Source organism: Nitrospiraceae bacterium (assembly GCA_019637075.1).
In the GTDB taxonomy this organism is placed as follows: Bacteria; Nitrospirota; Nitrospiria; order Nitrospirales; family Nitrospiraceae; genus JAHBWI01.
In genome coordinates this window covers 426401-438782 of sequence record JAHBWI010000004.1, presented here as the reverse complement: position 1 = coordinate 438782, position 12382 = coordinate 426401, and the positions used below count along the sequence as shown (strand labels likewise).

Below are 12382 nucleotides of genomic sequence, written 5' to 3'. Positions count from 1 at the left end.
AGGCACCACAACGCATGACAGGGAGGCGATCCGTTGATCCCGCCAAGTTGCCGATATATTATGCAAAAATGTTCAGGAAGAAAGTGAGGAAGCGTCTGATGGATATTGTGTTATTCCGGCACGGGCTTGCTGTGGAACGTGAGGAGTGGGAGGGGAAGGAGCACGACCGGCCGCTCACAGACAAGGGGAAGAAACGCGCTCGCCTCTCGGCGGAGGGGCTCACGGCCGCAGGGGTCGCGGTCACCCATATTCTCTCCAGTCCGTTGACCCGGGCACGCGAGACGGCCGATATCCTCAGGAATACACTCAAGGTGCGGCCGACGATCCGCCTCTGTGACGAGTTGCTGCCGGATGCTCCCGTGGACAAACTCTTCGCGCTGCTCGGCACGTATCCCTCTGCTGCCACGGTCCTCTGTGTGGGGCATGAGCCGCACCTCAGTGCCGTCGCGGGCCTGCTGTTGGCAGGGAAGCCGATTCCGGGTCTGGTTGTGAAAAAGGCCGGGGCCTGTTTGATTCATTGCGAAGAAATGCCGCAGATCGGCAAAGGGATTCTCGAATGGTGGTTCCCGCCGAGCCTGTTGCGCGCGATCGAGTAGGCTTAAGACTCTGACTGTGGGATGGTCTGGGAGATGGCCGCCAGGGGGGTCGCGTCCGACAGGAGCAACTGGATCTTGGCCCGGAGTTCTTCCTGGATCTCCTCGGGCGATTTGCGTGCGTCGATGACTTGGAAGTTGAACTCTTCCGCCATCTTGTCGAATTCTTCAATCAGGAGACCCTGGTACTTCTTAAAGCTATCATAGAGGTCCGCGCCGAGCCGGAGATCCATGCCGCTCTCCCAGTAGTTCATCCCTTTGCTTTCGATCACCCGCAAGGCGAGGGTGTCGACGTCGATGCGGAGGTAGCAGACCAGGTCCGGAATCAAGGCAAACCCGAATACGTCTCGGATCCATTTGCGGTCGCCGCTCCGGACATAGTCTCTCGCGCAGGCCGTATAGATATAGCGATCGGCCAGAACAATGAAGCCGGATCGGAGGGCCGGAATGATTTGATGTTCCAGGCGGTCGGCAAAGTCGGTGGCGTACAGCAGGCTGAAGGACCATCGGTCGATGATGTTGCCCTGCTTGGCCATCTCAATCGCTTTGGACATGAGATTCGAGCGGGTCCATCCGGTCGTCACCACTCCATAGCCCTGCACCTCGAGCCATTCCTGCAGCAATTCGATGTGGGTGGAACGCCCCACGCCATCGGTCCCTTCGACGGCAATGAGCTTGCCCTTCAAATCACTCGGATTTAGGTACGTCAAACCGTCGCCAAAATAGCGTCCGCCGGCCATGAGTGCCCCTTCGTGGTTTGTATTGCGCCAGTGCCTTGCTGGCCACCTCGCGCATTTCCGCCTGTTGGCTTGCAATATCTTTGGTCGCGTCCATGACCGTGAGACCGAATTCATCCACGATCTTGTCGTACTCGGCGAGGATGCGCGATTGGAAAATGCGGAAACTTTCGTTGATATCCTGGCTCAGGCCCAGGTCCATCCCGGCCTCGTAGTATTTCAGCTGCGCCCTGGTTCCCCCCAGCAGGCGGTCGATGGCCACGTCGATCGGGACCTTAAAGTAAAACGCGAGGTCCGGCGTGATGGCAAAGCTGTAGAGCTTTCTGACCCAGGCAGGAGACACGCCGCGGACCACGTCTCTGGCGAAGGCCGTGTACATGTATCGATCGGCTAGAACCAACATACCGGCTTTCAGCGGCGGGAGAATTTCATGGTACAGCCTGGTCGCAAAGTCCGTGGCATGCAACAGGCTGAACGTGGTCGGCGTCAGGCTCTTGCTCTTCTTGCCCTTTTTCGTGGTGTCCTTGACGAGTTCGGAGGAGTTCCACTCGGTGAAGAACACTTTGTGGCCCTGCGACTCCAACCATTTCTGGAGTAATTGCAACTGTGTGCTCTTGCCGGACCCGTCGATGCCTTCGACGATAATGAGTTTGCCGGGGTAGGGATGGGGCATCGGCCGCGGCGGAAGCTGCTCGCTCATACAGCCTCGTCTTCGTGCGAAAGAATGACGAATTCCACCGGGCGTTTGAACACCTTGCGGAAGAGGTCACTGCGCCCGCGCGCGGCCCAGATCTCCAACTCCGCATCGCCCGAGACATGAAGCGTGATGATCACCGTCTTTCCGACCTTCACGTCGACGCTCTGAACGACCGCAAACTGGCTCCGGTCCAGTCCGTCGGCGATGCGCAAGAGCGCGGACAGGATTTTGATCACGTGCTGTGTCTCTGGCGGCAACGACGCGAACCCATCGTGTTTCTTTCCCGGTAGCGCGCGCCGGTGGTAGCGCGCGACGTTGGCGATGATGTCGATCTCATCTGCGGTCAACCCGGATAAGTCACTGTGCTTGATGAGGTAATAGGCGTGCTTGTGGTGCTGCCGTGAATTGATGAGATACCCGATATCGTGGAGGATGGCCGCGTACTCCAGGCATTCGCGGTGGCGATCACTCAGTCCGTGCAGGGCCTTGGTGTGGTCGAACAGTTTCAGCGCCAAGGCGGCGACGTGCTGCCCGTGAGCGTCGGACGCATGGCATCGTCGGGCCAGGGCCAGGACATTGCGCTTACGCACATCGGGAATATCGCGCTCGGCCTGAATGCCTTCGCGATGGCGCTGAATGAAATCGTAAATGACTCCCTCACGGATTGCCTTGTCGCAGATCGTCAGCGTGTCTTTGTCCAGGATCTGTAGCAGGATTCGGAAGACCGTGGCGGCGGGCAACAGCGTGTCGACGCGTTTGGGGTCAAGCCCTGGGATATCCAACCTGGCCTTCAAGGGCGCGTCGGCCAGCCGCTTTTCGACCGAGACAATTTCCTTCACCGTGACCGTGGCCAGGTTCAGCTGCGGCAGGGGGCGTCCGGCGCGCTGGAGGTAAATGACCTCCGCTAGGTTGGCCGCCATGCCGGAGGTGGCGATCACGCTCTCGATGCGTTTGCTCTTGTAGGGGCCAAGCGCCGCCTTGAGTTGTCGATCGACGGCCTCTTCCAACTCGCGCAACATGGATTTCGACGGCGGAGTCTTGAGCAGATACAAATCTTTCATCCGGATCGCGCCGAGCTTCAGACTGCGGGCGTGGTTGATCTTCTCCCGATTCCCGACGATCAGCTCCACAGAGCCGCCGCCGACGTCGATAATCAACGTGGGCTGGTCCGGCAATGCCACACTGTTCTGAACGCCGAGAAATATGAGTCGTGCTTCTTCCGCGCCGGTGATGACGCGAACCACGAGACCGGTCTGTTGAGCCACATGATCGAGGAATTCTCCGCCGTTGCGGGCTTCACGGACCGCGCTGGTTGCGACCGCTTCGATGCGTTCATAGCCCTTGTTGCGGGCAAGGGTGACCAGAGTTTTGATCACGTCCAGCCCTCGCGTCATGGCCTGATCCGAGAGGCGCTTGGTGGTAAAGACGCCGTCTCCCAGACGGGTCATGTCCTTGAAGCGGTCGAGGATTTTATAGGAATAGTCGGGTTGGACCTCGGCCAGCACCATGTGGATGGAGTTGGTTCCGATGTCGAGGACGGCCAGCTTGGGCATGCGTCAGTCAGAGCGGCGCGGACGGAGCAACGTGCCGGATGTTTTTCCCCTCCACCATATACACCACGAGTTCGGCGATGTTGGTGGCGTGATCGGCGATTCGCTCGAGGGATTTGGCCACAAACGTGAGCCGGATCGCTCTGGTGATCGTCGCCGGGTTCTCCAGCATAAAGGAGAGCAGTTCCCGAAACAACTGTTCATTGATGCTGTCGACGACATCGTCGTCCACGCAGACTTTTCGCGCAAGGACGGGGTCGGAATTGACGAAGGCGTCCAAGCATTCCTTGACCATCCGCATCGTCCAATTCGCCATCCTGGGAATGTCGATATAGGGCTTGAGTTGCGGTTCCCCGTTCAGCTCGAGCGCGCGTTGGGCGATGTTGTCCGCCAGGTCTCCCATGCGCTCGAGCTCAGAGGAAATCTTCATGGCGGTGCTGACGAAGCGAAGATCCCGCGCGGTGGGTTGCTGAGTGGCCAGCAGCTTGATGCAAGTGTCGTCGATTTCGACGTCCAGAGCGTTGACCTCATGGTCACGCTCGATGACCGAAATGGCGGTGTCGGAATCGCGCTCGACCAGGGACTCCAGGGCCCGCTGAATTTGATGCTCCACCATGGCGCCCATTCGAAGAAGATGGTCTTTCAACTGGGCCAGGTCGTGATCGAAATGTCGCTGCATGGGCACGGCCTCCTTGTGAATCCTACCCGAACCGCCCGGTGATGTAGTCTTCCGTCCGCTTGTCCTTCGGCATGGTGAAGATCGATTTGGTATCGCCGAACTCCACCAATTCGCCCATGAGGAAGAAGCCGCACTGGTCCGAGACTCTCGCCGCCTGTTGCATGCTGTGGGTGACGATCACGACCGTGTAACGATCCTTCAAGGTAAAGATGAGTTCTTCGATCCTGCCCGTGGCGATCGGATCCAGGGCCGAACAGGGCTCATCCATTAGAATGACTTCCGGCTGAACAGCAAGCGCCCGTGCGATACACAGACGCTGCTGCTGCCCGCCGGAGAGGCCAAGGGCGCTCTGCGCCAATCGATCCTTGACCTCCTCCCACAAGCCTGCGCCTTGCAAGCTTGTCTGTACCAGGTGGTCCAGTGTCGCGCGACTCTTGGTTCCATGCAAACGCGGACCGTAGGCGACGTTGTCATAGATGGATTTGGGAAATGGATTGGATTTTTGGAACACCATGCCGACCCGTTTGCGAAGGTCCGTGACGTCGATGTGCGGGCTGTAAATGTCGGTCCCGTCCAGCTCCACGCGGCCAACGGCTCTCGCGCCTTCTACGAGATCGTTCATCCTATTCAGGCAACGTAGGAGCGTCGATTTTCCGCAGCCGGACGGCCCGATGAATGCCGTCACCGAATTCTTGCGGATCGTGAGGTTCACCTTGAAGAGGGCTTGCGCCTTGCCGTAGAAAAAGTCCAGGGTTCGGACCTGCATTTTGCTGCTCGCGGGTTGCGGCAAGGGGGTCTTGTCGACGGAAGGGCGGAGGGAAGGCGCTTTGGCCCGGGCCGAGATGTCCGGGCTGACGCCCGGGAGTGTACTGGATCCTTGTTCCATGTGCGGGTCCTCCAACATGTCAGACTGCCGAGCCGGCATAGCGCTTACGCAAGCGGTTGCGCAACACGACCGCCACACAATTCAACGTGATGACCACCACGATCAAGACAAGCGTTGTCATATACACCATCGGTTTCGCGGCTTCGACGTTGGGTGACTGAAACCCGACGTCATAAATGTGGAATCCGAGATGCATGAATTTCCGATCGAGATGGAGGAACGGAAAGTGATCGTCGAGCGGGAGTGACGGCGCCAGTTTCACGACACCTGTCAGCATCAAGGGAGCGACTTCACCGGCCGCTCGTGCCATGGCCAAAATCAATCCCGTCAGGATACCCGGCAACGCACAGGGGAGGATGACGTGCCAAATCGTTTCAAAACGGGTTGCGCCGAGCCCGACTGAGCCTTCCCGAAAATCCCGAGGGACGGCCGACAGGCCTTCCTCCGTCGCAACGATGACGACCGGCACCGTCAACAGGGCCAATGTGAGGGAGGCCCAGAGAATTCCGCCTGTGCCGAAGGTCGGGTTGGGAAGAGATTCCGGGAACAGCCAGCGGTCGATCGATCCTCCCAACGCGTAGATGAAGAATGCGAGTCCGAACACCCCGAATACGATGGAGGGGACGCCGGCCAAATTATTCACCGCGATCCGCACCAGCCTCACCATCACCCCTTGCTTGGCATACTCCCGAAGGTAGATCGCCGCCATCACGCCGAATGGCATCACCGCCAGCGTCATGAGAAAGACCATTAACACCGTGCCGAAGATGGCCGGGAAAATGCCCCCCTCCGTATTGGCCTCACGAGGCTCGCCGGAGAGGAACGTCCAGAGGTTGCCGAGATAGGCCTTGGTTTTGTCGAGCCCATTCATCTCGTTCGGACGCATGAGCGAGACGATCTGCGAGAGCGGGATGCTGATCCGTTTCCCGTTGGACAGACTGAGGAGGAGGTGTTCGTTGTCGGCACGTCGGTGTAGGTCCTCCAGCTCTCCCGTTTTCACCTGATACTCGTGCTCGAGTTCGGCCATCCGACCGGCCAGTGCCCGATCTTGTGTCTCTGCATGTGGCGTCCCGGCCATTTCCGAAGAAAGGGCCCGGCGCTGAAGGCTCGCGGCCTCGATACGCTGATTGATCTCGCCGATATCTTCCCGTTCGATGCGCTCGATGCGATGTCGCAACTCCGTGGCGGAGGCGAGATGAGCAAGGATCTGAGGCCAGTCTTCAACGATCGGGATGTCACCCGCTTCCCGATGGGTGAGACCCTGAACTCTGCCGTAGGCCGGTCCCCACTCCCGGCGTTCGACGAAAACTAGGTCGCCGGGGGTGGCGCGTGACTCGATATCCGTCTCGTTGGCCCACCGGAAATCTGTGCCGAATGTATCGCGATTGCCGACCTTGAAGCGAATGCGTCGGAGCCCTTCCGGGTGTTCCGCGGTCACGGAACCCGGCATTCGCTCCTGGCCGATGGCCTCGCCGATGAGAATCTGACGGTTCTTTAAGGTGACTTCCTGCAGCGGTGCCGGCCAAAATTGACCTAAGCCGTGGACCATGATGAGAGCCAACATTCCTCCGACCATCAGCAGGCTGACCGCGACGCCCGAGGCCGTCAACCAGACGAACAATTCTCCGCCGCGCCAGAATCGATTCATACCGGTACCTCATCCATGGCTGTACTTGCTCCTGAGCCGTTGGCGCACGATCTCGGCGATCGAGTTGATGATGAAGGTCACGACGAACAGGAGCAGCGCCGCCAGAAACAGCACACGGTAGAGGCTTCCGCCCTGGGGTGCCTCCGGAATCTCGACCGCGATATTCGCCGACAGGGTGCGGAAGCCGTTGGCCCAGTTCCAATCCAGGAGTGGTGTGTTTCCTGTCGCCATCAAGACGATCATGGTTTCCCCGATGGCCCGCCCGAACCCGATCATGATGCCCGAAAAAATGCCTGGGCTTCCCGCCAGCAGCACCAAGCGCACGACGGTCTGCCAGCGGGTGGCCCCCAGCGCAAGCGATCCGGCAATCTGTGTTTTCGGAACATTGGAGAGGGCTTCTTCCGCGATGCTGTAAATTACGGGGACGATGGCAAAGCCCATTACGATGCCGACGACTAAGGCGTTACGTTGGTCGTATTGAATCCCGAGCCGATCCAGCAACCAGGCCTTGTAGTTTCCGGCGAACAAGATGTGGTCGAGGAGTTGATTGGACCAGAGGCAGGCCCCGATGGTCAGCGCGATGACCGGAACGAGCAGCAATGATTCGGTTCCCTGCGTGAGTCTCCCCTTCACGTGCTGCGGCACCAGGTGCCAGAGGAGAGCGCAAGCGATGACGACGATCGGAACCGAGAGGGCCATCCCGATGAGTGCCGGAAAGAGCCGTTCGAGCAGGGGCGCAAGCCAGAGGCCTGCGAGGAACCCCAACACGACGGTCGGCAGCGCCGCCATGGCTTCGATCGTCGGTTTGATCTTGGCCCGATACGTCGGGTGCATGAACTGAGAGGTGTAGATTGCGGCGAGAATCGCCACGGGAATGGCAAGAAATAGGGCGTAGATCGTGCCTTTGAGCGTGCCGAAGGCCAAAGGAATCAGCCCGAGCTTGGGTTCAAATTCATCCGACCCGGACGAGGATTGCCACACATGCTGAGGACGGTCATACCCTTCATACCAGACCTTGCCGAAGAGGGTCTGCCACGTGACCTCGGGATAGGTGTTATGCAAGTCGTACAGGGTCAGCCGGCCCAGCGCGTCGTAAGCCAACAGGCCGTCGCCTTTGGGGGCGAGGGCCAGCGCTTTGACCGCCGACGTGCCGTTCGACAGCTTGATCCAGGTCTGTTCCGACGTGGAGTGATGGATCTGAATTTGACCCATCGCGTCAGCCGTAGCGAACCCCTTGACCAGCTGAAACGGCGCATAGGCCGTCACGGGAGCAGCATGGGATCGAAACTCATGCGTCCGCTGAAGCACCCAGCGTGATGGGTCGTCGGGGGGACGGACGAGTCCCCACGCCGCGACGGTGCCTCCGGACGTCATGACGACCAGGGTGCGGCCGCCGTTCAAAAAATCCAGCTTGGTCACGGACTGCTCGGGCGACCCCGTCTGGTAGTAGCCCTTTGTCACCAGCGGTTGGCCGTCTGTCAGAACCACGTGGACGACTCTCCCGTCGCTGGTGCCCAAATAAAGATTCTCTGATGTGGTATCGAGCGCCACCTCGGTCATCAACGTTCCCGGCTCCATGACGACACTCAAACTAGAAGGATCGATCGGGCGACTGTCATCAAGGTGCCGGCCGACGAGCAGACTGCCGGTTTCCGTCAGCACGACGAGGCTGCTGTCGCCATCCTGGGCTCGGTAAGTAAGGGCGCTGATCGGAGCATCCGTCACGTGCACTGCCGCGCCGGCGCTGATGACCGGGGTGGTAACCCGCTGACCTGATTCGTCGAAGGTGCTCCTCACCCCTAGCTTGAGAAACAGGATGTCGCCGTCGGCGGTGCCAGCGACATAGCGGGTGGACTTCCCGCCGCCATGTGCCAGGGCTGTCATTCGCCGTTCCTTCAGTGACGGAGGCATGTCGACCGGGACTGGTTGCCCCGTCGTGAGATCCACGAAATACAGCCCGCCGGCAGTGAGGAGATAACCGACCTTTCGGCGATCGTCCACGCCCAACTGGGCCGGCCCCTCGGCCATCAAGAAGGCAGGCAAGGCCAGTCGTTGCACGGGTTTGGCCGTCGGAGCGGTGAACAGGGGAGTCACTTCCCGAAAGAGAAAGAAGAAGATTGCGAGGATACAGGCAATCGTAGCCAGCCCGCCGATGGAAATGACAGATCCAGCGAGGCGGTCGATCAAGAATCGTCGGCGGGCCGGTGATACCATGAGACTCTTCCGCGCTCTTACTTGATTACCGACAATTGCTTCTCTGTCACGGTCCCATCGAGAGGGAAGTAGCCGTCCTTCAGCACGTCTGCCTGTCCCTCGCGGCTGTAGACGTATTTCAGGAACTCTTTCACGATCGGCGACAACGGTTTGCCCGGAGCTTGGTTCACATAGACATACAAATAGCGCCAGAGCGGATAGCTGCCGTTCTTGGTGTTCTCCAGCGACGGTTCCACGAATGGCTGTCCGGCTTTGGCGGCAAGCGGCACCATCCGGACGCCGGAGGTGAGGTACCCGATCCCGCTGTAGCCCGTCCCAAACCGGTCCTCGGTAATGCCTTGCACCACGGAGGCCGACCCGGGCTGTTCCTTGACCTCGTCTTTGTAGTCCCCATTCTTGAGCGCATGTTCCTTGAAAAAACCGTAGGTGCCGGAGGCGGAATTTCGGCCGTACAGGCTGACCGGCGCCGCAGCCCATTCGCCGGTGAGGCCGACCTGTCCCCACTTGGCTATGTCGTTGGGATGGCCTTGGCGGCGGGATTTCGAGAAGATTGCGTCGACTTCCTGAAGCGTCAGGCCGGCCGCAGGGTTATCTTTGTTGACGAACACTGCTAAGGCATCGATCGCGACCGGGTAGGCGGTGGGAGGGTAGCCGAATTTCGCTTCGAAGGCGTCAACCTCACTCGCTTTCATCTGGCGGGACATCGGCCCGAGCTGCGCGGTGCCTTCGATGAGAGCGGGGGGCGCCGTGCTCGATCCCTTGCCTTCTACCTGAATCTTCACATTCAGGTATTGCCGATGAAACCCTTCTGCCCAGAGCGTCATCAAGTTGTTCAACGTGTCGGATCCGATGCTGTTGAGCGTGCCGGATACGCCACTGACCTTTGCATACGACTTGAGCGCCGGATCAACCTGTTGCGCCTTGGATTGGCCCGCGGCTCCTTCTGCATGGGCCCAAGTCATCGTCAAGAACGGACCCAGCACGGTGACGGTCACAGCGGCCATCATTTGACGTCGCGACAATTCGAACATAACCGGATGCCTCCCCATGAATGAACGAAGAAGTGAATGATTACCGTATGGATGACTGCACGATGAGCAGATGCAGTGTAAGCCGGCGACATTGCGCAGGGCTTACCGACACATTAAGCGCGTGTTAATTCCTCGAATTCACAGGGCGGCATCGCTGCCGGGGTTCATCACGGAGGCCTGGGGTCGGACTCTCGCAATGTAACAAGCTCTTGAGTCGGGCCACATGAGCCGGTGACGTGGGAGGAGGATCATGCAGCAGGCCATCACTCAAGGAGGAATGTACGATGTCCTGCGAACGTTGTGCTGGGTTGCTGGTTGCGGATTTGTATGTGGGATGCGGTGACTTGAAGCTCGTACGATGCATCAATTGCGGTTCCGTGCGGGATCCGCGTATCGATATGCAGCGGAGGGCAATCAGGCCGCGGTTGGGCCGCCAACCCCGCTTCACGGTGGAACGATCGGATCCCGGGAGCGCGCCGCGCCGCACGAGGCGGATCGGAGAAGACGCCAACTCCTACTCCTAGTCGCTCGCGTGACGGGGCAGCCGTCCGATCCGTCCCTTGGATCGGGCGGACGACCCCATGCGGTCTTTTCCCCAGGGTACCCCACCGCCCCCCTACCGTTTCGACCAGCAATGCACGCCTCTGCGTTGGAGCAAGTATTCCTGTGAGTTGAAGACGGTCGCCCGGTCCCTGTCGACCGCCCGCGAGGGATCACGCACTGGAAAGAGCAGTTCAACCCGGCGGTCGAGATTTTGCAGCATGAGATCCGCACTGCCCAGAAACAGATCGTTTTCTCCCCCATTACGGAAGCCGTAGATCCGCGCGTGTTCGAGAAAGCGGCCCACGACCGAGCGGACACGGATCGCGTTGCTCACGCCGGGAATCCCGGGACGCAGGCAGCAGATGATCCCTCGGATGTGCAAATCAATCGTCACCCCGACTTGCGATGCGCGATACAGCGCCTGGATACAGTCTTTATCGACCATCGCATCCATCTTGAATGCGATGTAGCCGTCGCATGGTACAGCAGGAGGTCTCCCTGACTGACTGAGGCCAAGATGTCATTGGAAACGACCGGTTCCGGGATAAAAGGTTGCATCGGTGGATTCTTGAGGTTCGGTTGATCCAAACGTGTCATCGACATGAAGTCCGCCATCCCGATTGGATTATCTTCAGCAGAGACCAAATACGGCGGGACCTGGTTTGATCAAGATCCGACAGCACCTCGGCAGGGTAGGTGGGGGGTGCATTGGTCACGGTCAATTCAACCATCCTTTCCGTTTGAAGTAGACATAGGGAGCGGCCCCGGCGATGGCAACGGGATGCCCCATGCCCGCTAAACCTTTCGTGACAAGGGATACGGCTGTGGCGGCTTTCAGAAAAATGGAAGGCGTCAACCGCTGTGCGGAGTGAACCGCACATGGGCGGCGGAGGTTAGGCGGAGCAGGCCACAGCCTGGCCGCGGACCGGCAGCCAGGCGACTTCATATTCGAACCCACGCCGTAGCAAGGCAATTTCTCCACGGCGGCTGAGGCTATCAATCGTCGTGAAGACCTGGTTCCAGGTCAGTTCCGGCGCCAACTCGATCACCTGTTCCATCCGGAGCGACTTTCTCAACCGCAGCAAGTCGAGAATGATCGTTTCGCTGCTGGTGATTGTCCCCATCGTCCTCCTCCTTTCGTAATGACCTTCTGACAGCTGTCGCGTCATCATAAAAGGACTAGAAGCCCTCTCCAGCCGACGTTCTTCCGGCGCTGTCGCCCTGTGTCGGGCTGCAGCGGACCGCGACCACCCGCATGACCCCGAGAGTCAACACGATCCCGCCAAGCAGCATCAGTTTGTGCAAATCGGCGTCCTTGAACCATATGGAAATGATTTCAGTGAGCATCACGACCAAGATGGTGTCGACGATGAAGGTGACCTTGACCCGGCCTTCGGATAGATAGGTGAGCGTGGTCTTGAACACCTCCACGACGGCCAGAAGAATCAGGGTATCGACGATCACCTGCCGCAACCCCACCTCGACGGGACCGGAAAACAAGAGACGGATATCCAGGAACGTCTTGATGACCCCTCCGGTCAGCGCAACAAGAATGGTGAAAATGAGAAGGCTCAGGACAACCCTGATGACCTTGACCCACAGCTCCGTGATGTCCCACTCCGCCGCTTGCTCGACCGAGGCTGGAATCCTGTTCAAGGCATGCCGCACGTTCGATAGCGTCATTCTCCGTCGCTCCTTCGTTGTCTGTTGTGCAGGACTCCGGCCGACAGTGGCTGACTGACCCCGCTCCTTCTCACCGCTGTGTCATCAGCAAGCTACCGCCGCGTTGTTCCGTCTCGTTTAA

Annotated in this window: 13 protein-coding genes; 2 read left to right on the top strand and 11 right to left on the bottom strand. The window is 59.3% G+C overall.

The genetic code is table 11. The features are described 5' to 3' along the window. Window positions 1-98: 98 nt before the first annotated feature. Complete coding sequence (gene sixA / locus KF814_13345) at window positions 99-596, top strand: phosphohistidine phosphatase SixA (protein MBX3237129.1); 498 nt, start codon at window positions 99-101, stop codon at window positions 594-596. A gap of 2 nt (window positions 597-598) precedes the next feature. Here sixA and KF814_13340 read toward each other — a convergent pair whose 3' ends face one another. The 8 genes from KF814_13340 to KF814_13305 form a co-directional block, all read right to left on the bottom strand. Beyond that, window positions 599-1333, bottom strand: a complete 735-nt coding sequence (locus KF814_13340) for a dTMP kinase (protein MBX3237128.1) — start codon at window positions 1331-1333, stop codon at window positions 599-601. After that, window positions 1281-2030 (bottom strand): dTMP kinase, encoded by a 750-nt coding sequence (tmk, locus tag KF814_13335; protein MBX3237127.1) that lies wholly within the window; start codon window positions 2028-2030, stop codon window positions 1281-1283. Before tmk ends, KF814_13340 begins: the two co-directional genes overlap by 53 nt. Next, on the bottom strand, window positions 2027-3580 hold the full coding sequence (locus tag KF814_13330) for a Ppx/GppA family phosphatase (protein ID MBX3237126.1): 1554 nt from the start codon (window positions 3578-3580) through the stop codon (window positions 2027-2029). Before KF814_13330 ends, tmk begins: the two co-directional genes overlap by 4 nt. Before the next feature lie 7 nt (window positions 3581-3587). Beyond that, the gene (gene phoU / locus KF814_13325; protein ID MBX3237125.1) at window positions 3588-4256 is read right to left on the bottom strand and encodes a phosphate signaling complex protein PhoU; all 669 of its coding nucleotides are present in this window, start codon (window positions 4254-4256) and stop codon (window positions 3588-3590) included. A gap of 22 nt (window positions 4257-4278) precedes the next feature. Next, window positions 4279-5022: a phosphate ABC transporter ATP-binding protein gene (locus tag KF814_13320; GenBank protein MBX3237124.1), complete on the bottom strand. Its 744-nt coding sequence runs from the start codon at window positions 5020-5022 to the stop codon at window positions 4279-4281. 139 nt (window positions 5023-5161) lie between these two features. Beyond that, window positions 5162-6790: a phosphate ABC transporter permease PstA gene (pstA, locus tag KF814_13315; protein ID MBX3237123.1), complete on the bottom strand. Its 1629-nt coding sequence runs from the start codon at window positions 6788-6790 to the stop codon at window positions 5162-5164. Between the two features lie 9 nt (window positions 6791-6799). After that, the gene (locus tag KF814_13310) at window positions 6800-9004 is read right to left on the bottom strand and encodes an ABC transporter permease subunit (GenBank protein ID MBX3237122.1); all 2205 of its coding nucleotides are present in this window, start codon (window positions 9002-9004) and stop codon (window positions 6800-6802) included. A gap of 17 nt (window positions 9005-9021) precedes the next feature. Continuing rightward, on the bottom strand, window positions 9022-9966 hold the full coding sequence (locus KF814_13305) for a phosphate ABC transporter substrate-binding protein (protein ID MBX3237121.1): 945 nt from the start codon (window positions 9964-9966) through the stop codon (window positions 9022-9024). A gap of 353 nt (window positions 9967-10319) precedes the next feature. Here KF814_13305 and KF814_13300 point away from each other — a divergent pair, with 353 nt between their 5' ends. Beyond that, window positions 10320-10559: a hypothetical protein gene (locus tag KF814_13300; GenBank protein MBX3237120.1), complete on the top strand. Its 240-nt coding sequence runs from the start codon at window positions 10320-10322 to the stop codon at window positions 10557-10559. Window positions 10560-10651: 92 nt separating this feature from the next. Here the strand turns inward: KF814_13300 and KF814_13295 are convergent, their stop codons facing one another. The 3 genes from KF814_13295 to KF814_13285 all read right to left on the bottom strand — a co-directional run bounded on the left by KF814_13295 (window position 10652) and on the right by KF814_13285 (window position 12261). Beyond that, a complete protein-coding gene (locus KF814_13295; protein MBX3237119.1) occupies window positions 10652-11023 on the bottom strand; it encodes a hypothetical protein in 372 nt (123 codons plus the stop codon). Window positions 11024-11471: 448 nt separating this feature from the next. Next, window positions 11472-11702 carry a hypothetical protein gene (locus tag KF814_13290; protein ID MBX3237118.1) on the bottom strand — a complete coding sequence of 77 codons (231 nt, stop codon included), beginning with the start codon at window positions 11700-11702 and terminating at the stop codon, window positions 11472-11474. A gap of 55 nt (window positions 11703-11757) precedes the next feature. After that, on the bottom strand, window positions 11758-12261 hold the full coding sequence (locus KF814_13285; protein ID MBX3237117.1) for a phosphate-starvation-inducible PsiE family protein: 504 nt from the start codon (window positions 12259-12261) through the stop codon (window positions 11758-11760). Window positions 12262-12382: the final 121 nt, after the last annotated feature.

Coding starts and splice junctions, on each gene's coding strand:
- KF814_13305 (MBX3237121.1), bottom strand. CDS start 9,966: ATGACTTGGGCCCATGCAGAAGGAGCCGCGGGCCAATCCAAGGCGCAA.
- sixA (MBX3237129.1), top strand. CDS start 99: ATGGATATTGTGTTATTCCGGCACGGGCTTGCTGTGGAACGTGAGGAG.
- KF814_13290 (MBX3237118.1), bottom strand. CDS start 11,702: ATGGGGACAATCACCAGCAGCGAAACGATCATTCTCGACTTGCTGCGG.
- KF814_13295 (MBX3237119.1), bottom strand. CDS start 11,023: ATGGTCGATAAAGACTGTATCCAGGCGCTGTATCGCGCATCGCAAGTC.
- pstA (MBX3237123.1), bottom strand. CDS start 6,790: ATGAATCGATTCTGGCGCGGCGGAGAATTGTTCGTCTGGTTGACGGCC.
- KF814_13320 (MBX3237124.1), bottom strand. CDS start 5,022: ATGCAGGTCCGAACCCTGGACTTTTTCTACGGCAAGGCGCAAGCCCTC.
- KF814_13310 (MBX3237122.1), bottom strand. CDS start 9,004: ATGGTATCACCGGCCCGCCGACGATTCTTGATCGACCGCCTCGCTGGA.
- KF814_13340 (MBX3237128.1), bottom strand. CDS start 1,333: ATGGCCGGCGGACGCTATTTTGGCGACGGTTTGACGTACCTAAATCCG.
- KF814_13285 (MBX3237117.1), bottom strand. CDS start 12,261: ATGACGCTATCGAACGTGCGGCATGCCTTGAACAGGATTCCAGCCTCG.
- phoU (MBX3237125.1), bottom strand. CDS start 4,256: ATGCAGCGACATTTCGATCACGACCTGGCCCAGTTGAAAGACCATCTT.
- KF814_13300 (MBX3237120.1), top strand. CDS start 10,320: ATGTCCTGCGAACGTTGTGCTGGGTTGCTGGTTGCGGATTTGTATGTG.
- tmk (MBX3237127.1), bottom strand. CDS start 2,030: ATGAGCGAGCAGCTTCCGCCGCGGCCGATGCCCCATCCCTACCCCGGC.
- KF814_13330 (MBX3237126.1), bottom strand. CDS start 3,580: ATGCCCAAGCTGGCCGTCCTCGACATCGGAACCAACTCCATCCACATG.